Here is a 21307-nt window from a genome sequence, read left to right on the forward strand (position 1 = left end):
ACAACGGATGGGAAGTCTTTTCCCATCCGTATCCATTTGCCTGTCGAATTCTCCCCAATCTCTCCCACTCCTTTGCGGTTTCTCATCATGGAAAAAACCAAAATTCTGGTGCAATTGGACACGGATCCTTATTCCTCCGTATTTGACCGGGTCGTGGCCGTCGATGCCGGTGCGCAGCAGATTTTCAGCTACGGTTCGGTGACCCCAGAACGAGTACAACCTCTGGTCCACGGCTGCATTTTCACGCGCGGGCCAAAGGATCTGAAAAATACAGCCATTTTCATTGGCGGCTCGGATGTTTCGGCCGGGGAAAAAGTTCTCGATGAAGTGAAACGGCACCTCATACCGGATTACGGTCTGAGAGTCTCCCTCATGCTCGACTCCAATGGGGCGAACACCACGGCTGCCGCCGCGGTTCGGGCCGCTTCGAAGCATCTCGATCTGGGACAGGCCAAGGCTCTGGTTCTGGGTGGCACCGGTCCGGTGGGATTGCGCGTGGCACGGCTATTGGCGAATGCCGGGGCCCATGTTCGTATTGGCTCCCGCTCTTTAGAGCGTGCCGAATCGGCCTGCCGGGCAATTCGGGTCATCAATCATTCCGCCAAAGTGGAAGCCATATCGGTTGCCAATTCCAGCGACGGCCCGACGGCCCTTAAAGGCCGAGATCTGGTGATTGCCGCCGGGGCGGCCGGGGCAGTTCTGTTGCCGAAACGCCTTCGACAGAGTTGCGAGACGCTTCGAGTGTTGATCGATTTGAACGCGGTTCCTCCCGCCGGGATCGAAGGGATTGAAGTGACCGATAAAGGGGTTGTCCGCGAGAATGCCGTTTGCTTCGGAGCGATCGGCGTGGGCGATACCAAAATGAAGATTCACAAGGCGGCTTTATTCCAGCTCTTCGAATCGAACGATCAGGTGCTCGATGCGGAAGAAATCTACGAAATCGCCAAGCGATTCTAAGTGTCTATCACTTCACCAGTTCCAAACTCGCCCACAACGACGGATCTTCCGAGAACGGGAAGTTACTATCGAGCGAGAGATTGTCGTCCCCCAATTCAAAATCGCGAATCGAATAGAACACGCCCAGCATTGGGAACTGCTCGGGATCGAACCCGGTCAAAACTTTCGAACTCAAAAACGCTTCCATTCGATAGCCGGTTTTGATTCTCCGACAACGAAAGGGCACCTCGGCGGCCGAGGCGAGTGGTGCATCGGCCAAAGCTCGGTGAATTTTCGTCTGTAGAAAATATGCCTCATCCTTTGTGCTGCTACCCCCCGACGCAAGGAAGTGAAATTGATGGCAGGTTCGGGTCGCACGGTGTCCTGTCCGGTCTCCGCGAGTGTCGATCCAGAGAGTGATGCCATCACTTTGCCGGGGTCGATCGGCCTCGCCGATCGGATAATTCGATTTCCCTTTGACCTCGACCGTGAGTCCCAGACCCATTTCATTCCAACCCAGCCGAACATCTGCGAATTTTTTCTCGCCATCGATTTCAGCCAGCGAATCGAGCTTAGCTTTGAGCGGCAAATCGATGAGGCGATCCTCGTCTTCCAGCGGCATTTTGGCCACATAGGGACAGGCATACATGCTGCGGAATAGGAAGCGGTAAGGTATTAGTGACATGCCAATAGTTTAGCCGGAGGAATTGCCAGCGGCGACAGAACCTGTGTACACTTATTCAATCAATGCCAGATTGTCGCGATGGATGATCTCGACATAGGGCATTTTGCCAAGAACTCGATTGATCTGATCGGTGTTCAGACCGCGAATTTTTTCCGCATCCAAAGAAGAATAGTTAGAAAGCCCCCGGGCGATTTCCAGCCCCTGGTGGTCGAGTACTGAAACTACTTCCCCTTTACCGAAAATCCCCTGCACGGATTGAACGCCGACGGGCAGCAGGCTCTTACCCTGTTTTAGCAGAGCGTTGCAGGCTCCTTCGTCGAGCACCAGCTGGCCCTTGGGTCGAGCCGTATAGCCCAGCCAGCGCTTCCAGGAAGGGGTCGATTCGCCGTGTGGGAGAAAGAGAGTTCCTATTTCGTCGGCGGCAAAGATTTTGTCGAGCACTTCCGGCCTAGAACCATTGGCCATAATAACCGCGCCCCCCGCGGCGGTCGCCAGTCGTGCGGCCCGTAGTTTACTTTTCATGCCGCCAGTTCCCAACGCGCTCTTGGTCACACCGGCCATCTCCGTGATTGCCCGATCGATATGCGGGACGGTAGGCACCAGAGCCGCCGAGCGATCCGACCGGGGATCAGCGGTGTACAAGCCATCGACATTTGTGAGCAGAATCAGCAAGGGGACTTGAAGAAGATTCGCCACCATTGCGGCCAGGTGATCATTGTCACCAAAGCGAATTTCCGCCACCGAAACGGTATCATTTTCGTTGATAATCGGCAGGCAGCGATATTCAAACAGTGAGCGGATGGTGTGCCGGACGTTCAGATACCGGCCGCGATTGTCGAAGTCGCCGGCCGTCAGCAAAATCTGTGCGGGAGCAATCTGATGGGGAGCCAGGCACTCCTGATAAGTCTGCATCAGAACGCTTTGACCGACGGCCGCACAGGCCTGGAGTTGCGGGAGTTCCGTGGGCCGTTTACCAAGATTGAGCAGCCCGATCCCGGCCCCGATTGCGCCGCTGGAAACTAGAACGACTTCCCGGCTCGACTGGCGTATTCGGGCGAGTTGATCGGCCAGTGATTGAATGCGAACGCGATCCAGGCGACCTTGATCGTCCGTCAGCACGTTGGTGCCGACCTTTACGACGACAGTCTTGGCCGATTGAAGAATCGTTTTTCGCAGTGTATCATCCATGAAAAAGCCGGTCTGAGACGCTCGAACACCCTCCCGCTAAATAGATATTCTCCGCGAGCGAATAAACAATATGCCCCGCTGCCTAAACCCTTGGACGCTTCGAAAGATACGCTAAGTGGCGACTTTAGGGAAAATTATTCATTCACGAATCGAATCGAAACCGGTGGCGTTATTAAAGAGTAACAGTTTAGTAACGGTCTGTTAATCGTTTGACAGGCCCTGGCAGGTAACGATAAGATAGTATCCTGTTGACCTCTCCGGGAGGACTGCGGATGTTGAGTCGGTTCTTCGTCAAACCGGTGCGTTTCGCCCTACTAGCGGCCAGTTTGGGAATTTGCAGCCCCACAATCAGCTTGGCTGGGAGCGGAACGGAACTTTGTGCTCTTGCCCAGCAAGCCGAAAAAGCCGGCCGTTGGGAAGAAGCGCTGCGCTATTACAATCAAGTCTCCCGAGAGGATCGCGACACCGATTACGTGGGAAGAATGCGTCAATGCCTTCGCCACGTGCTGCAGAACAGACGACACCAGGATCCGGCAGTGGTCGATCAGATCCTGAAAATGAGTTTTGCCAACGGCCTGAAGCTTTTCGGCGAAGCCCTCCAAAAACTGCAAAACAACTACATCGAACCGGATAAATGCTCCCCCACCCGACTGTTCGAAGAAGGTTTAAAGGAATTCAACTCCAGCCTGGCGGACCCGATTTTTCGAAGTCGGTATCTGGCCTCTTCCACTACCGCCGATATCCGACTCTTCCAAGCCTGGCTGAAAGAATTCAGCCTTACTGAGAAGCCGAAAACGATTAGCGAAGCCCAGAAATCTCTCGAGGAAGTCGCTAACCGCGCCCGTAAGAATCTTCTTCTTTCCAAATCGAATGCCGTCATCCTGGAATTCGTTTGCGGCGCCTGCCATTCACTGGACGAGTACACGACTTACCTGCCGCAGCAACGCATCGAAGAAGAGAAGGCCGAGAACGTGAACCCGACCATCAGCGGGGCAACGCTAATCCGCCAGGGCATCGGCTATCTGAAAATTCTGGGCTTCAAGGAAAGCACTCTTCGCGAGATGGACGAAGCCATCAACAATATGCGAATGTCGAATCAACCGCTGAGATCACTCATCATCGATCTTCGAGGAAATCCCGGAGGCAATTTCGATATTGCCGTAGCGATCGCGCAAAGATTTCTCCCGACGGGAGTGATCGCCAGTCTTCATGGCCCTACTCCCGAGGTGAATAAAGCCTTTCAAGCCACCGGAATGAACGTTATCGATCTTCCCCTGGTTTTGCTTGTCGATCAGGATACGGCCAGTTCCGCGGAAATGCTGGCGGCGGCTCTGGGAGATAATCGCCGGGCCACGGTGATCGGTAGTAACACTTTCGGCAAGGGCAGCTTGCAGAACGTGATGAAGTTCAAAACGGGTGGCTCGAAAGATGAATATGGACGAGAAGTTCCCTCCCCGTTTGGCGGCTTAAAAATTACTCTGGCGAAATTATCCGGTCCCTCGGGCATGGCACTGAGCGGAATCGTTCCTGAGATTCAGGAACGAAATCCTGGCCGCCAGATGGAACTGGCCATCGACTATGCCCTGCGTAAAGCTCAGACCCAGTCGATTCCCTGATTCACTACTTCTTTATGGTCGGCTTAAGGATTTCACCGATCAGATCGGGCTTGGAAGCTTCGCGGACCAGATGGGGAAAGAGCAGTCCCCCCGTGTAGCCGAGACTATAGCTTTTCACGAATTCGCCATTCTCGACGAGTAATTCCACTTTTTCTTTACCGCCTAAAGTCGCCGCCACCGCATCAACGAGTCTCTCATTGGTAAACTTACGCCCATTCACAGCATAAATTTTCATGTGCGGCCCGAGCCCAACTTTATCGGCAGGAGAGTCGGCCACAACGTCAGCAATTTTGCCCTCTTCGCTAACGATCAGCCCGATCGAAGAACCGAGGTTAACCGATTTGGACTCTTCCTCCGTAGCTTTTCGAAGTTCATTTCGTTCGCTTTTATTTACCACCTTCCAACCGCCGCGCGTGATCCCGTCCAGCGGGGGTTGAGGCGCGGTAAGGCGAACCCGCTTCTCCAAAAAATCTTTCCAGTCATACTCGACCACTCCGTTAAGGGTCGAAACAATCTCCTCGAACGTATAAGGTTTTACTTCCGGCTTGCCGTTCCCACCGCCGTGAAAGGCTTTGCAGAAATCATCCAGGCTCTTTTTCCCGCCCGATTTCTCGCGAATAAGCGTATCGGCATCGAGCCACATCAAGGCACCTTCATCGTAAAAATCGACGCTACGACGGCGACGCGACCATTCGCCGCGCGAGGAATACAGGAAGGGGCCGGAGGTGGCAGTATCTTCCAGTGGGCGCCAGTCCCGGCCGGTCTGGTGCCGGGCCCACTCGGCCAGTTCGGCCCAGTTGTCGCGGGCAATATCCTGCGGCCATAATCCACTTCGGGCCGCGAGTACGAAGCCATAATATTCGGTCATCCCTTCGTACATCCAGAGCAGCTTGGTTTTCATCGGCTCCTGATAATCGGGAGTGGACAGACCTTCCGGTCGTCGAAATTTCCCGTTCCAGGAGTGCACGTATTCGTGCGAAAGCACCCAGGCCGTTTCGAGTTTGCGTTGCGATTCGTCGATGTAGGCCCGTTCGGCCAGCCGGTTGTCGCTGCACTCATGATGTTCGATGGCGTTGTGCCCGAACTGGTCGGTCAGAGAGACGAGGAAGTGATACGTTTCGTAATGACTCGCCCCGAAAAGCGATCCGGCTTCTGCAACGAGTTTGGAGTAAGCGGCAATCCACTTGTCGTCGATTTCCAACCCGGCCGCACTATCGCAGGCGAGGTCGAGGAAATGCGGCGGGCCCTCCTTCGGCCCGATCGGAATTTCCTTGAAGTGAAGGCCGCAAAGCACTGGAGAATCGATCAGCTTCTCCAGCGACACGGTTTTGAACTGAATCGTCGAACCCTTTTGCGATTCGATCGGTAATGCCGTCCCGGCTTTCCAGCCTTCCGGAAGTTTAACGCTGCCGCGGACGGAAATGTCGCGAACGTGCTGCCCTTTCTCCTTGGTGTAAAGGGTGAGCAAATACCAGTTGAAAATTGCCAGCTTCGCGGTGGAGGCAGGCCCCGAACCATATCCCCCTTTATCGCCCGGTGCCAGATATTCGATGGAGACGTTTAGCGTGGAAACCCCTTTGGGTACCTCACAATGAAAGGAGTGCAACTCAACATCATCGCGAGTCCAGGGAATCGATTTTCCTTCAGCTGTGATTTTCAGGCCGGAAAGGTCATTCACCGGTCCCGAGGGCTGATGCTCCCCCTGAATCCACTTGGGATAGTGCAGCGTCAGGGGCCCCGGCTTCACGGGTATCACCAGCTTAGCCTGAAATAATTTCCGCGGAGCTTGCGTGAGATCGACGTGGATCTCCATCGGGGTATCTGCAGCACGCAGCGGAACATAACAGCACAAGACAGCCAGTAACGCGTACCCGTACCGGCGAGGGAAATGGGACATTGATGCGCATCCTTAGGGTTGATCGGAGAGGTTAAGAAATTATAGTAGGGGGTTTTACGCCCCACCAGTTTTCAAAGAAGGAATGAGGAAGGAATCGAAGTTGGGGAGATCTCGGAGTTGAATCTACTAAAACATCTTTGAGTAGTGGTCGCTCCATGGAAAGATCGGGATGCAGGAGAAAATCGTGCGGAAGATCCTGGGATTAATTGGAATATTGTTGTTTTCTACGGCGGTGAAGGCTCAAGATTTTGCCACTGAGAAACTGGCGAACTGGCATCATTGGCGCGGGCCTTTCACTAACGGTAATGCGGCTCCGGATGCCGATCCGCCCACCAAGTGGAATGCGGACGGCCAGAATATCCAATGGAAATTTCCACTCACTGGCCGGGGAAGCGCCACTCCAGTTATCTGGGGCAACAAAATCTTTATTCTCAGTGCCATCAAGACCGATCGCCTCGCCGCTCCGAGTGAATTGCCCAAGGTCGCTGGTCAATTCGAGAAAAAGACCGAAGCCCCACAAAATTACTACAAGTTTCTGGTTACCTGTCTGGATCGTAAAACCGGCCAGCCGATATGGGAAAGACTGGCCGCAGAGAAAGTCCCGCACGAAGGCCATCACGAAACTCACAGCTATGCAGCCGGGTCTCCGACAACCGATGGCCAGAGACTCTATGTCTCCTTTGGCTCGTTCGGCATCTATTGCTACGACCTGAATGGCAAATTGCTCTGGTCTCGTGACCTGGGCCGACTGAACACGAGACTCGGCTGGGGAGAGGCAGTCTCTCCTGTAATTCATGGGGACAACTTATTGCTTAACTGGGATCAGGAATCCAACTCCGCACTCTACTGCCTCGATGCCAGGACCGGGGAAACCCGCTGGAAGACCGAGCGCGATGAAAAAACCACCTGGACCACACCGCTTATTGTGGATTTCGACGGCGGCACCCAGGTCATTCTCAATGGCACCACCAAAATCCGCAGCCACGATTTGAAGACCGGGAAAGTACTCTGGAGTTGCGGAGGCATGACGATCAATCCCATCCCTTCGGCCCTTCGATTTAAGGATATGGCCGTGATTATGAGCGGTTACCGCGGCTCGATGGCAGTGGCCGTACCGCTCAGTGCTCAAGGGGAACAGGATCCTTCCAAGCTTTCCTGGAAATATGGGAAAGGCACGCCCTATGTGCCCTCCCCCGTATTGGTGAAGGATCGAATTTATTTCACGGAAACCAACACCGGTTTACTGACCGCACTGGATGCCCAAACCGGGAAACCCGTCTTTGAAAAATTCCGTCTCCCCTCGATCACTTCGATGTACGCCTCGCCGATTTATGCCGGGGGGAGGCTCTATTTCTGCGATCGGGCAGGAACCACCGTTATCGTGAAGCCGGGTGATGAAGTGGAAGTTCTGGCGGTGAATAAACTGGGCGAAACGATCGATTCCTCCCCGGTGGCCGTTGGAAAATCGCTCTACCTCCGAGGCGATAAAAATCTGTTTTGCATCGAAACGAAGTGAATCACTCCGTCGTCGGCACAGTCAGCAAATAGATCGCGAAGGAGGCCAGCCAGTGCTCACCGGCGTAATCGCCGGAAGCCACCTGCTTTAGACCGGCGTCGGCATGTTTCGCTGCCGATTCCAGCAGGACGGTTCGCACGGGCGAATCCTGAGGTAATGCCGCGGCAATACTTCTCATGCACCAGGCCCGGCTCAAATTCAAGCCGTCCAGATGCACCAGCTGCGGATCCTTGCGATCGGTCACGATCGCTGGTTCCATGAGCGAACGGGGCTCTTTGGCCGCCAGATTGGGTAAGGCTTTGCTCAACCAGCTGGCGAATTCGGTCGGGCTCAAAACACGCCGCATCAAATCCGCTTCCATCAAACTCGGCGAGAAAAAGTCGGAACCATCTGGCTCCCAACTCGCCGGGAGATTCGCATCTTTCAGGTAATAGGCCCGGCTGCGGTCCTCAACTACTTGACGAAGTGTCTTATCCCCGAAAGCCTTGGCATAGTCGAGCGCGAACATCAATCCGAAGGCGGTGTTGGGATGCACTCCGGTTCGAATGGGGTAGGTTTGTTTGGGTAAAAACGCGATGTATTTCTTCACGATCACATCGGCTAGCGGTTGCAAGTTCTTCAGCCAGATTTTGGCATCTGGATCCTCCCAGGCATGCAATTCCTCAACCAGTTTCAACAACCAGGCCCAACCGTAGGTCCGTTCGAAGGTTCCACGATTGGGCTGGCTGAAATAATCCGCTTCAACTTTGAGATTTTCCGCAGTGAGATTCTGAGCAATAGCTTCCCGGATTTGCTTCGCTTCGGGCATCGTGGGGAACAAACGGAGGAGGCGAACCAGCATCCAGTGGCCATGTACGGAGGAATGCCAGTCGTAGCAACCGTAAAAGGCCGGATGCAGTTTTTTCGGGTTTACCGCGTCGCCATCCGCATTCAACACATGCCCGGGTTTGTTGGGGTATTCCTTGTGAATCCCCTTCAAGGCCAGCTTGGCGAAAGCCGAGGCTTGCTCCACACTCATGATGGACTTCTCCCGAACGGCATTTTTGTTCTGGGCGGGGAGTGGCTGTTGCCAGCCGGCAGCCAGAAACAGACTGAGACCCAGCCCGAAAGCCAAGGATGTTGAACGCATGTGCTTAATGCCCTTCCTTCGGAGGGATCCCGTTGTTCGTGGGCGAACTTGGCGGTCCCGGAACATGATCTTGGTGCGAGTGATGAGCCGACTTTCCCGTAGGCTTGTGGTCCGGGCTGCTCGTAAGAACTTCCGGTTCCAGTGCCTTTTTCCAAAGTTTATCTTTGCCGAACTGAATGACAAAGAAGAAAACTGGTGTCAAAAAGATCCCCAACAAAGTCACACCGGTCATGCCGTAAAACACGGCCGTACCAAGGGAACGCCGCATCTCCGCCCCGGCCCCCTCGGCCACCAGCAATGGTACCACCCCTAGGATGAATGCGAAGGAGGTCATGATGATTGGACGCAGCCGGAGCTTGCAAGCTTCTAAAGTCGCCTGGCGATTAGTCGCGCCGGCCTCTTTACGGGCTTTGGCAAATTCGACGATCAAAATCGCATTTTTACAGGCCAGACCGACGAGAACTACGAAGCCGATCTGCGTGAAAATGTTAATATCCATGCCGTTGAAATTGATCCCGGCGGCCGCGAACAGCAGACACATGGGCACTACCAGAATGACTGCGAAAGGCAGAGACCAGCTTTCATATTGCGCGGCGAGCACCAAAAAGGCCAGCACCACCGCCAGGATGAATGCTTTCACTGCCGTGTTGGCGGTCTGCAGTTGCAGAAACGCCAGTTCCGTCCATTCCGCTTTCATCGAAGGGGGCAGTTTCTCGTTCGCCTTCTTCTCGACGACATCGATCACACTTCCGGAGCTGACACCCGGTACCGGAGTGATGGTCAGAATCGCGCAGGGATAAAGGTTGTAGCGCTGGATCATTACCGGCCCGACTGTCTCCTTGATCGATAGCACGGCCGACAAAGGCACCTTTTGCCCGCTGTCACTGCGGACATTCAAACGCTTGAAATCTTCCGGTCGCTGGCGAAATTTCCCATCGGCCTGCACATTCACCTGCCAGGTGCGGTCAAACTGATTGAAGTCATTCACGTAGAGTGAGCCAAAGAATACCTGAAGTGCGTTCACAATCTCCGCTACCGAGACGTTCCTGGTCTTGGCCGCGATACGGTCGATATCGAGGCGCAACCAGGGCGTATCAGCCCGGTAACCACTGAAAGCATTCTGCACCTGATCCTGAGCCGATTCCACGGTAGCGACGACATCTTTAATGGCATTTTGCAGAGCGGCTGGGCCGAGATTGATCGGGTCCTCGATGACCATCGAAAAGCCGCCGGTCGCCCCGAGGCCGTCCACTGGAGGCGCCCCGAAAACGTTGACGATCGCACCCGAAATTTTATCGTTCAATACTTCCTTCAGAGTCGCCATTATCGCATCGGCGCCGAGGGAAGAGTCTTTGCGTTCCGAGAAAGGTTTGAGCAGCACGTAGAGCGTGCCGAAGTTCGGTGCGTTTGCCCCAAGCAGAACCGACTGGCCGCTGATGGCCACCGTATGGTCTATACCGGCCATCTGGCGGGCCACATCATCGATTTCTTTCATCAGATCGTCAGTACGTTTCAGCGACGCCGAATCGGGAAGCTGCACGTTAATCATCAGATAGCCCTTATCCTGATCGGGAATGAATCCGGCAGGAGATTCGTTCAGGGTCTTATATGTGAGGTAGATCATCCCCCCATAACCGATGAGTACGATAATGCTCAGGCGAAGAACGAGGCCGACGATGCGGATATAAACCCCCGTAACCAGATTGAAGACTTTGTTAAAGAGAGAGAAGAAAGCCGCCAGGATGTAATTGATCGGTTTGCTGATCGCCCAGGAAAGAATGGCCGCACTTATCAGGATCAGCGAAGGCAGCAACCAGCTCATGTAAGGTCGAAGCTGAAGAGGAACTCTTTCCGGATGGTCCGCCAGCCATTGTTGCGCTTCCGGGTAAGCGAATAACCAAGCCAGAACTCCCCCAACAAGCAGGTAGGATAAGCGTGGCAGCGGTTCGCTCTTTTCTTCCTCCGTTCGTTTGAGAAGCAGCGCACAAAGGGCCGGACTGAGAGTCAACGAGTTGAATGCGGATAACAGAGTAGAAATCGCAATCGTCACGGCAAACTGCCGGAAGAACTGGCCAATAATCCCGTTAATGAAGATACAAGGGATGAACACGGCCGCGAGCACCAAACCGACAGCTATAACCGGTCCTGAAACTTCATCCATTGCCTGAATGGTTGCTTCCCGCGGCGACATGCCCTCCTCGATATGATGCTGCACGGCCTCGATAACCACGATCGCATCGTCCACCACGATACCGACAGCCAGCACCAAGCCGAACAGCGTGAGGTTATTGATCGAATATCCCAGACCGGCCATGGCCGCAAAAGTCCCGACGATCGCAACGGGTACCGCGCAGAGAGGGATGATCGCCGCGCGCCAGCTCTGGAGAAATACCAGCATCACAATGGCCACCAGGATCACGGCATCCCGGAGCGTTCTAAAGACTTCATCGACCGATTCGGTAATAAACGGAGTGGTGTCGTAGACGATCGAGTATTCGAGCCCCGTTTCAAATTTCTTTCGCAACTCGGCCATCTTCTTCTTCACGTCGTTGGCCGTCTGGATCGCATTGGAGCCGGGCAATTGATAAATCGACAGGGCGACGGAAGGCTTGCCGTCGAGCGTACAGACTTGATCGTAACCCAGAGCGCCGAGTTCCACCCGGGTCGTCACATCCGACATGCGAACGATGCGGCCCTGATCGTCAGTCTTCAAAATCATACTGGCGAATTGTTCTTTGGTGACCAGACGTCCCAGGGTGTTGATGGTGTATTGGAAAACTTGGCCATCGGGGGCAGGAGGTTGCCCCACCTGCCCCGCCGCGACTTGAATGTTCTGCTGGGAGATTGCATTGGTGATGTCGGTAGCGGAGATGTTGCGACTGGACATTTTATCCGGGTCGAGCCAGAGCCGCATGGAGTAGTCGCGCTGGCCGAGATAGGTTATGTCCCCCACTCCGGTGACGCGAGCCAATTCGTCGCGCAGACGAATCGTTGCGTAATTACTCAGGTACAGATTATCGCGGGATCCATCTGGACTATAGAGGTTGATGATCATCAACTGGGTAGGCGATTTTTTCTTTACCACAACCCCACGCCGCTTCACGATATCGGGCAACACCGGTTGCGCCAGATTGACGCGATTCTGGACCAGCACCTGAGCGATATTCAGATCGGTTTCGGGTTTGAAGGTGACCGTCAGGGTATAGGTGCCATCGTTCGTCGCCCGGGAAGACATATAAAGCATGTCTTCCACGCCATTCACTTGCTGCTCGATCGGAGCCGCGACTGTATCATCCACTGTCAGCGCATTGGCCCCGGGGTAGACGGCCGAGACTTCCACAGTGGGAGGCGTAATCTCGGGGTACTGAGCGACCGGCAGCGTCGACAGTGCCACGCTTCCCGCCAGCGTGATGATGATGGAAAGCACGGTCGCGAAAATCGGCCGATCGATGAAAAAGCGAACGAACATGGGTTGCACCCGATTTTGCGTCCCCGGGGGACTTTAGGAGACTCTTGGCAATGGATTGGGGCTGGTTATCCGATTCATTTAGGATTTCGCGGATTGAGTTTCACCTTCTTGAACCGCCCGCCAATCCACCGTGCGGTATACCTTGCGAAATCCAACGAAACTAAAGCGGTCAGCGCGATTGCCAGACTCCGGGTGTAACGATTCCGGAAGCTGAGTTCGCTGAACCAGTCGACGATTACGAAAAACACCGGCGTCAGCACGATACCGAACAGCGTTACACCGATCATGCCGCCGAACACGGCTGTCCCCAGAGCTTTGCGCATTTCTGCCCCGGCTCCGGTCGATATCAGCAGCGGCAGCACTCCGAGGATGAAAGCCACGGAAGTCATCAGAATCGGGCGGAAACGCAGGTAACAGGCATCGAGCACGGCTTGCCTTCTCGACTTACCCCGTTCGCGCGAAAGCTTGGCAAATTCCACGATCAGAATCGCATTTTTGCACGCGAGTCCGACCAGAACCACGAAGCCGACCTGAGTGAAGATGTTTACATCCTGATTTGCGACATCCACGGCCACCAGGGAGCCGACCACGCAAACCGGTACAACGAGAATTACTGCCAGAGGCAGCATCCAACTCTCATAGAGGGCTGCTAGTGCCAGGAAGACGAAAATGACGGACAGGCCGAAAATCTTCAGAGCACTACTCGCCGATTTCTGTTCGATGAAGGCAAGTTCCGACCATTCGAAGGCCATGCTGCCTTGTAATTCCTGATTGGCCAGCGCCGTGAACATCGAATACGCCTCGCCGGTGCTGTAACCCGGGGCCACGTTCCCGTTGATCGGAGCGGCCGGGTACATGTTGTGTCGGGTGATGACTAGAGGACCGGCCGCCGGCACCACTTTGACCACGGCACCTAATGGGATCATATCGCCGTTGCGATTTCGAACTTTGATATGTCCGACATCCTCCACTTTGGATCGGAGTTGTTGCTCCGATTGAACGTTCACCTGCCAGGTTCGGCCGAACAAATTGAAGTCGTTGACGTACTGAGCTCCCATGGTTGCCTGAAGGGTGCCGAACACCGAATTGAGATCGAGGCCGCGGGCCATGCAGGCGGTACGATCCACATCCAGGAAGAGCTGCGGCGAATTCGTGGCATAGACGGTAAACAAACCGGTCAGACCGGGCTGTTGATTTCCTTTGGAAATCATGTTGAGAGTTTCACGCTCCAGAACTTTCGGGCCATTGCCTCCGCGATCTTCAATCATCACTCGGAAACCGCCGGCACGGCCCAACCCCGAAACGGGAGGGGCGCCGAAGATGGCAATTTGCGCTTCCGGAATTTCGGACGTCACACGTTGCCGGAGCCGGGCCATAATGACATCGGCATACAGATCGGGCTTTCCTTTTCGATTGGCAAACTGATCGAGAATGATAAACATGGAACCGAAGTTGGACCCGTAGGCACTCAGCACGAACGAGTTGCCCGCCACAGCGTTGACATGCTTCACACCGGGAGTTTCCAGAGCGATTTCGGCAACGCGATCGAGGATCTTCTTACTGCGTTCGGCTGCCGAAGAATCGGGCAGTTGTACGCTGGCAATCAGATAGCCTTTATCCTGCATGGGAATAAAGCCCGTCGGCAAACCCGCTTCCTTGGCAGAAACAAACTTCGGGATGTAACTTTTCGGCAGAAAGCTCGATAAACCTTGCAGTTCCATACCGCCCAGAGCAATCATGCCGCCGTATAGAAACAGAGCGAGCGCGGGCACTCTAATGGCCGCCGACACGGTACGGACGTAACCAACTCCCAGCTTGTGAAATGCCCAGTTGAAAATTTTGAAAAACCAGCCGAAGAAAAAATTGATCACGCAGGTGATCGGATCGGGCTTGGAATCCGGAGAGCGTAGCAGCAACGCCGCGAGAGCCGGACTGAGAGTGAGAGAGTTGAAGGTCGAGATCAGAGTCGAGACGGCGATGGTGATGGCAAACTGCCGGAAGAATTGTCCGACCACACCCGAAAGGAACATACAGGGTACGAAGACCGCGGCCAGCACCACGCCGACTGCGATAACCGGCCCGGTCACTTCTTCCATGGCTCGGATGGTCGCCGCTTTGGGGGCAAGGCCGCGCTCAATATGGTGCTGCACGGCCTCCACCACCACAATGGCATCGTCCACGACGATCCCGACCGCGAGAACCAAACCAAATAGGGTGAGGTTATTCAAGGAGTAGCCGAATAACCACATCGCTCCGAAGGTACCGATAATGGCCACGGGCACAGCCGCCAGCGGAATGATCGATGCCCGCCAGCTTTGGAGAAAGACCAGTACTACGATGGCCACGAGCAGAATAGCATCGCGCAGGGCTTTGAAAACTTCGTTGATGGATTCGCGAATGAAAGGCGTTGTATCGTAACCGATTTCATAAATCATGCCCTCCGGGAAGTCCTTGGCCATCCGCTCCATGGCTTCTTTAACGAGATCCCCGGTTTCCAGAGCATTCGCCCCCGTTAAGAGGAATACCGCCAGGCCGATGGTCTGCTTGTGATCGAAAGTATTCGAAACATCCTCGTTTTTCGCGCCCAATTCCAAGCGAGCCACATCGCGAAGTTTGACGACTTTACCCTCTGAAGTGGCCTTAATGATTACTTCGCCGAATTGTTCGGGCGTCTTTAACCGACCGAGTGTGCTCAGGGTCAATTGGGTCGTTTGCAGGCCGGGATTTGGAGGCTGACCGATCTGTCCCGCCGCGACCTGGGCATTCTGTTCCTGCAGAGCATTCACGACATCAATCGCGGTCAGATTTCGACTGGCCAACTTGTCGTTATCGATCCAGACCCGCATCGCATAGTCGCGCTGGCCAAAGAGCGTCACATCGCTGATGCCCGGTAAGCGGGCCAGTTCGTCCTTGATGCGGATAAAGGCGTAATTACTGAGATAAAGCTGGTTATAGCTCTGATCGGGGGAGTTCAGGCTTACCGTCAGAAGAATTTCGGGCGAACGCTTACGCGTCGTTACCCCGGTCGCTTTCACGACATCCGGGAGATTGGGAAGTGCCAGATTGACCCGATTTTGGACCAGAACTTGGGCAAAATTCAACCGCGTGCCAATATCGAAAGTGACCGTACAGGTATAGGACCCATCCGAAGTGGATTGCGAAGTCATATACAGCATGCGTTCAACGCCGTTGACCTGCTGTTCGATGGGGGCGGCAATCGTTTCCGCAACGACCTGGGCGCTCGCTCCCGGATAGTTGCAATCGATCTGAATCGTCGGCGGGGTAACGGGGGGATATTGCGAAAGAGGCAATGTCGGTACCGCGAGCGCCCCGGCGATAGAGATGACTATCGACAACACCGTCGCGAATATCGGCCTATCTATGAAAAAGCGAACGAACATTTCGGCAACACCGGCTCGGTAAGAGATCGTGGAAACAAAGAACTATTTCTTGGCACTTTCTCCAGATTTGTTCTCGGTCGTCCCGGTCTTGGCGGAAGTTTTCTGTTCTTCGAGTTGCTTCGCTGCTTCTTTCTTTGCCTCGGCCGCTTTCTGTTCCGCGATTCGGGCTTCCTCTTCCGTCTTCGGATTGACCTTCGCTCCCGGTCGAACACGCTGTAAGCCACGGACAATCACTCGCTCATTTAATTCCAAACCTTTTTCAATGACTCGGTAGCCTTCGATCTGCATCCCGGTGGTAACCCGGCGATATACCACTTCATTCTCGGCGTTGACTACGAAGACGTAGCGTTCCCCCTGATCCGAGGCCAAGGCCGCTTCCGGAATCAATATGGCATTTTTTTCGTTACCGATCGGCAGTCGGACCCTCACGAAAAGACCCGGTGAAAGAAGAAAGTCCGGATTCTTACGGGGGAATTTCGGATCGACTGGTTTCCGCGGGTTCCGGAGTTTAGCCCGGACGCGTAAGGTTCCCGTACTCTGATCGATCTTGTTATCGGAGAAATCGATCATACCTTTCAGCGAAAAATCGTCTTCGTCGGCCAGGCCGATCTGCACTTCAATTCCCAGTTCCTGGTTGGAGGCTTTGCTTCGCTCGGCCAGTTCACGGGAGGATAAGATCTCACCTTTTTGCATCAATCGACGAATTTTCAGTACCGTGCGTTCATCCACGTCGAAACTCACGTAGATGGGATCGAGTTCCACAAGTGACGTCAGTATCGTGTCATTCGCTTTGACGATGTTTCCGGGATCGACATTTCGGCGACTGATGCGCCCGTCGAATCGCGCTCGAATTTGAGTGTAGTCAAGATTGGTTTCCGCTAGCTTTCGATTGGCTATAGCCGCCTCATAAGCCGCGGCGGCCTCCAGTTTATCGCTCGCGTAGCGATCGACGTCTTCCCGGCTGATTGCAGGAGATCCAGCCAATTTTGAAACCCGCTCGTAATCCCGCGTCACGCGATCGAGGTGGGCTTTGGCCTGGTTTTCCGTCGCTCGCGTCTGTTCGAGCGTGGCGGCGTAGGTTCTGGGATCGATTTCAAAAAGCAGCGTTCCCTTTGCCACGTCCTCGCCGTCTTTGAAATTAACCTTATCCAGGTATCCGGTCACCTGTGCCCGAATATCTACCGAGTTCACCGGATCGGTATGACCCGTAAAATCCTCATGATCGACCACCATCTTCGTAAAAGGTTTGGTGACAATGACTTCTGCAGGTTTAGTGGCCGCCAGTGGTGGAGGAGCTTTGGTACAGCCGATCATGCCGACTGTTAAAGCGGTGAAACCGGATAAGAGCCGTGCAACACGGAGTTTCATGAATGAAATTCCCGAGGCTGTAAAAGGAATAATGGTGGGAGTTTACCTCCCGGAAGGACGCTATAGAATTACCGCAACTTCGCACCAACTCTTACATTGAAGTAAATTTCATCTTGCGAAGCTAAGCCATAGCTTACCGAGGGAAAATACCGCTATGGGGGCGAGAAAGGCAAAAACCAGATTGGGCGAAATTGACTGTCGGAGAGAGGAACCGGCGGGCGAACAAACAAACGAATACCGGCCGCTTAGACCGGATCTACCTGCCAATATTCCACGTCGACATCCACCGGTCGACCCCAGATCGAGAGCACGACTTTGACTTTGGGATTTTCCTTGGAATCGCGCGGTTCGATGATTTCTTTCACTTCACCTTCCATACCGGCAAAAGTGCCATCCCGGACCTTGACGCGATCGTTGACACCATAAGGAATCTTGATTTTGCCGCCTTTGGTGATGCCGGCGGCGTCCTTGATTTCCTCATCGACCTCGTCGCCCATCATTTTCTGGACGTCCATGGCCGACATCGGAACCGGTGCCCGGTGCAGGCTGCCACCGAGAAAATCGCCCACGCCCGCCGTATCGCGGAAAAGCATCAGAATGTTTTCGTTGAACTCGACTTCGGCCATCAGATATCCGGCCAGCTTTTTGCGATGCTTGGTGATGCGTTTGCCGTTACGAACTTCTGTGTATTTTTCGGTGGGGATGTAGATACGGCCAAAGTATTCTTCGAGGCCATCCATTTTCACTCGCCGTTCGATGGCGGCTTTAATGGAGTCTTCCCGACCCGATTGGACCTTCACCACGTACCAGTTCTTTTTGGATGCGGCCGCGGCGGGATCCACGGCTGTGGCCGTGGCCGGAGCAGCAGATTGCGGTTCCGCATTCTCCGGAAGTGCTTCGGTCGGTTCGGTAGGTTCACTCATGGATGGGATTCACAACAGGCTGTTAAATTACGGTTTGATTGGCGCGTCATCGAGCCCTGGCAACTGCTTCACGTCCGCGTGGGGAAGTATGTCAATCAGGTCCCGGCTCAGGAGCCAACTCCAGAATACATCGACCAGGAAGAAGAACAAAGTAAAAATTGCCAGAGTGACGAGCACTACTATTGTATCCCGAATCAATTGCTTTCGGGTAGGCCACGACACCTTATTCATTTCCGCTTCGGTCGCGATAAGGAAGTCTGCAAACATCGGCATGTTGATCGCACGCCAGGCGAGCCAGAGCCCCAATCCCAGAAGCAGCAACGGGACGGTGAAACGGATGTCGGGCAAGAGAATGAAATCGGCCAGGAATGGTGTGTGAATAATCCAGTTATTCGTGTTCGTACCAGGATTATTAACCTCCAGCCAGCCATTTTCCATGAGGGTGTAAACACCCGAACCGAAGATCAGCAGAATGCCCAAAATGGTCAGCCTACGCACTCGCAGTCCCAGATTCTTCTTGTAGAGGGAGGAAGAAAACAAACCGGCGTCTTCCACGCCCTTGGCCCAGCTATCGAATCGGCCGGAACCGAATAACTTGTAAGTCAGGATAGCAAAGCCCGCAATCGCCCCTAAAAAGACGCCTAAGGCCACGGGATCGGCAAAAGTGAACACTCGCTGGGCAATCATTGCGACGGCCCTGGCAAGAAAGAAGACGGTAAAAAGCAGGGATATCGCCACGAAAATCCCGCCCCGAATTCCGGGCCGGCCTTCGCCTCCCCCCAACTTGGTACCCAAGATACCGAGCACGATCACCGCGACTACCTGGAAGAGCACTTCGATCGCGGCCCGAACGAACGGGGTGAGAGCCCCGGTTTTTCCTCTGCCAGCGACCGCGTCCAGGAGCATGGGAATCCCGTAGACGACGGAAACCAAGCCGGCAAGTACCAATACCCCGGCAATCAGGCTGGCAAGCCAGAGTGGGGAAGCATTACCGCGGGAAGCTCGTTTGAGTTCCGGTGTGGCTGGTTCGGCAACGGCCATTATCTTTTCCTGAGTATCGATCGGGAGCGGAACGCCCGGACCTCTCTATAAGGACAACAACCCGTTGCATCCTCGCAACGGGCTTCGCAGTGATAATCTATACACGAGCGGAGGGAATCGAACCCCCAACCGCCGGTTTTGGAAACCGGTGCTCTGCCAGTTGAGCTACGCTCGTAGAGAGATCAACCATAATGACGGAAGAGGAGAGATTTTATCTCTCCTCTTGGAATTGGCTGATAACCCTGAACTAGACGAGAATCTTGGTCACAACGCCCGAACCGACCGTTCGGCCACCTTCACGGATAGCGAAGCGGAGGTTTTCGTCCATGGCGACCGGCATTTCCGGCAACAGTTCGACGGTTACCTTGACGTTATCGCCCGGCATACACATTTCGACACCTTCGGGCAGCGTCAGGCTTCCGGTCACGTCCGTCGTGCGGAAGTAGAACTGAGGCTTGTAGCCGCTGAAGAACGGGGTGTGCCGTCCGCCTTCGTCCTTCGACAAGACGTAAATGTTAGCTTCGAACTTGGTGTGCGGGGTGATGCTACCGGGCTTAGCAAGAACCTGGCCGCGTTCGATGCCGTCACGTTCGATACCGCGAAGCAGAGTTCCGACGTTGTCGCCGGCTTCAGCCGTTTCGCAGGTCTTCTGGAACTGCTCGATACCGGTGATAACCGTCTTCACGCTGTCTTTTCGCAGCCCGATAATTTCCACTTCATCGCCGACCTTGGCCTTACCGCGTTCGACGCGACCGGTCGCTACGGTACCGCGGCCCTTGATCGAGAAGACGTCTTCGATCGACATCAGGAACGCCTTATCCGACTCGCGAATGGGGGTCGGAATATAGCTGTCGAGAGCTTCCATGAGAGCGTCGATCGACTTCGAACCGGGACCATCGGTCTTGGGATTTTCCAAGGCATCCTTCGACTGACCGCGGATAACAGGAACTTCGTCGCCGGGGAAGTCATACTTCTTCAGCAGTTCGCGAATTTCCAGTTCGACCAGTTCGAGCAATTCGGGATCGTCGACGGTATCGCACTTGTTCATGAACACCACCAAACGGGGCACACCGACCTGGCGGGCCAGCAGGATGTGCTCGCGGGTCTGAGGCATCGGGCCGTCGTTGGCGGCAACCACCAGAATCGCGCCGTCCATCTGGGCGGCACCGGTGATCATGTTCTTGATATAGTCGGCGTGGCCGGGGCAGTCGATGTGAGCGTAGTGCCGATTCGGGGTTTCGTACTCAACGTGAGAAACGGCAATGGTCACAGTCTTGTTGGCGTCGCGAACGATACCGCCCTTGGCGATTTCAGCATAGCTCTTGAAGTCGGCCACTTCGTTCTTGAATGCCTGGCGAGCCATGATGGCAGCCGTCAGGGTAGTCTTGCCGTGGTCAATGTGTCCGATCGTTCCGACGTTCACGTGGGGCTTACTTCGTGAGAATGTTCCCTTAGCCATCGCTTCTCCAAAAGGTTAACGCTTGTGATACAACAGGTGCGGTACAGGTGGAGCGCCTTGGTTGCGTCAACCTACTTTTCCGCTTTCCCTCTACCCTTGTTACAGTAAGTGGGTTTTCAAACCCCCAGAGCTGCTGATGGGAATCGAACCCATGACCTCTTCCTTACCAAGGAAGTGCTCTACCAGCTGAGCTACAGCAGCACGCAACCAACTTTCAACATCCCGCAGATCCATCTTACCGGATCGACCAAGGCGGACGGCTGGAACCTCCCGGGAAAATACCGGAAAGACCAAAGCGGGTGATGGGATTCGAACCCACGACATCCTGCTTGGAAGGCAGGAACTCTAGCCGCTGAGTTACACCCGCACAATTCTAACTCCCAGCCTGCCCCTCTGAAGCGGGCTACGAACTGAGTCTTCCGAAAACTATGGGCAGAGAGGGATTCGAACCCCCGAAACCGTTAGGTGCCAGATTTACAGTCTGGTGCAATTGACCACTCTGCCATCTGCCCGTTATCGTACTAACCAAAGCTACCGGCGAGAATCGAACTCGCAACCTGCGGTTTACAAAACCGCTGCTCTGCCAGTTGAGCTACGGTAGCAGGGTGCATCCCACCGAACTAATATCCTTAGAGTTTCACCTGCGGGCTGACAAGGTGAAATTCATTTCAGATATTCG

The 21307-nt window shown here is 54.5% G+C and carries 13 protein-coding genes and 5 tRNA genes; 3 read left to right on the top strand and 15 right to left on the bottom strand.

Annotation, left to right across the window (positions count from 1 at the left end):
• Window positions 1–87 precede the first annotated feature (87 nt).
• Window positions 88–957 carry an NADP-dependent methylenetetrahydromethanopterin/methylenetetrahydrofolate dehydrogenase gene (locus KIH39_RS14270; protein ID WP_213493914.1) on the top strand — a complete coding sequence of 290 codons (870 nt, stop codon included), beginning with the start codon at window positions 88–90 and terminating at the stop codon, window positions 955–957.
• Between the two features lie 7 nt (window positions 958–964).
• Here the strand turns inward: KIH39_RS14270 and KIH39_RS14275 are convergent, their stop codons facing one another.
• Window positions 965–1621, bottom strand: a complete 657-nt coding sequence (locus KIH39_RS14275) for a DOMON domain-containing protein (protein ID WP_213493915.1) — start codon at window positions 1619–1621, stop codon at window positions 965–967.
• 51 nt (window positions 1622–1672) lie between these two features.
• A complete protein-coding gene (gene proB, locus KIH39_RS14280; protein WP_213493916.1) occupies window positions 1673–2809 on the bottom strand; it encodes a glutamate 5-kinase in 1137 nt (378 codons plus the stop codon).
• A 272-nt stretch (window positions 2810–3081) separates the two neighbouring features.
• Between proB and KIH39_RS14285 the strand changes: the two genes are divergently transcribed.
• Entirely contained in the window at window positions 3082–4425 is a 1344-nt protein-coding gene (locus KIH39_RS14285; RefSeq protein ID WP_213493917.1) for a S41 family peptidase, read from the top strand.
• 4 nt (window positions 4426–4429) lie between these two features.
• On the opposite strand, the gene KIH39_RS14290 is transcribed toward KIH39_RS14285, so the two are convergent.
• Window positions 4430–6322, bottom strand: a complete 1893-nt coding sequence (locus tag KIH39_RS14290; protein WP_213493918.1) for a M61 family metallopeptidase — start codon at window positions 6320–6322, stop codon at window positions 4430–4432.
• A 184-nt stretch (window positions 6323–6506) separates the two neighbouring features.
• On the opposite strand from KIH39_RS14290, the gene KIH39_RS14295 reads away from it, so the two are divergent.
• The gene (locus KIH39_RS14295; RefSeq protein WP_246539305.1) at window positions 6507–7838 is read left to right on the top strand and encodes a PQQ-binding-like beta-propeller repeat protein; all 1332 of its coding nucleotides are present in this window, start codon (window positions 6507–6509) and stop codon (window positions 7836–7838) included.
• A 1-nt stretch (window position 7839) separates the two neighbouring features.
• Here the strand turns inward: KIH39_RS14295 and KIH39_RS14300 are convergent, their stop codons facing one another.
• The 12 genes from KIH39_RS14300 to KIH39_RS14355 form a co-directional block, all read right to left on the bottom strand.
• On the bottom strand, window positions 7840–8967 hold the full coding sequence (locus tag KIH39_RS14300; protein ID WP_213493920.1) for a DUF2891 domain-containing protein: 1128 nt from the start codon (window positions 8965–8967) through the stop codon (window positions 7840–7842).
• A 4-nt stretch (window positions 8968–8971) separates the two neighbouring features.
• Window positions 8972–12436: an efflux RND transporter permease subunit gene (locus tag KIH39_RS14305; RefSeq protein WP_213493921.1), complete on the bottom strand. Its 3465-nt coding sequence runs from the start codon at window positions 12434–12436 to the stop codon at window positions 8972–8974.
• Between the two features lie 74 nt (window positions 12437–12510).
• Window positions 12511–15837, bottom strand: coding sequence for an efflux RND transporter permease subunit (locus tag KIH39_RS14310; RefSeq protein ID WP_213493922.1), 3327 nt, complete (start codon window positions 15835–15837; stop codon window positions 12511–12513).
• Window positions 15838–15879: 42 nt separating this feature from the next.
• The gene (locus KIH39_RS14315; protein WP_213493923.1) at window positions 15880–17205 is read right to left on the bottom strand and encodes an efflux RND transporter periplasmic adaptor subunit; all 1326 of its coding nucleotides are present in this window, start codon (window positions 17203–17205) and stop codon (window positions 15880–15882) included.
• A 245-nt stretch (window positions 17206–17450) separates the two neighbouring features.
• Window positions 17451–18128, bottom strand: coding sequence for a transcription termination/antitermination protein NusG (gene nusG, locus KIH39_RS14320; RefSeq protein ID WP_213493924.1), 678 nt, complete (start codon window positions 18126–18128; stop codon window positions 17451–17453).
• A gap of 27 nt (window positions 18129–18155) precedes the next feature.
• Window positions 18156–19169, bottom strand: coding sequence for a preprotein translocase subunit SecE (secE, locus tag KIH39_RS14325; RefSeq protein ID WP_213493925.1), 1014 nt, complete (start codon window positions 19167–19169; stop codon window positions 18156–18158).
• 102 nt (window positions 19170–19271) lie between these two features.
• Window positions 19272–19344, bottom strand: a tRNA-Trp gene (locus KIH39_RS14330).
• A 72-nt stretch (window positions 19345–19416) separates the two neighbouring features.
• Entirely contained in the window at window positions 19417–20628 is a 1212-nt protein-coding gene (tuf, locus tag KIH39_RS14335) for an elongation factor Tu (protein WP_213493926.1), read from the bottom strand.
• Between the two features lie 128 nt (window positions 20629–20756).
• Window positions 20757–20829, bottom strand: a tRNA-Thr gene (locus KIH39_RS14340).
• 93 nt (window positions 20830–20922) lie between these two features.
• Window positions 20923–20995: transfer RNA gene (locus tag KIH39_RS14345), tRNA-Gly, on the bottom strand.
• Window positions 20996–21057: 62 nt separating this feature from the next.
• Window positions 21058–21140: transfer RNA gene (locus KIH39_RS14350), tRNA-Tyr, on the bottom strand.
• 17 nt (window positions 21141–21157) lie between these two features.
• Window positions 21158–21230: transfer RNA gene (locus KIH39_RS14355), tRNA-Thr, on the bottom strand.
• Window positions 21231–21307 lie beyond the last annotated feature (77 nt).

The sequence above is a fragment of the Telmatocola sphagniphila genome (assembly GCF_018398935.1).
In the GTDB taxonomy this organism is placed as follows: domain Bacteria; phylum Planctomycetota; class Planctomycetia; order Gemmatales; family Gemmataceae; genus Telmatocola; species Telmatocola sphagniphila.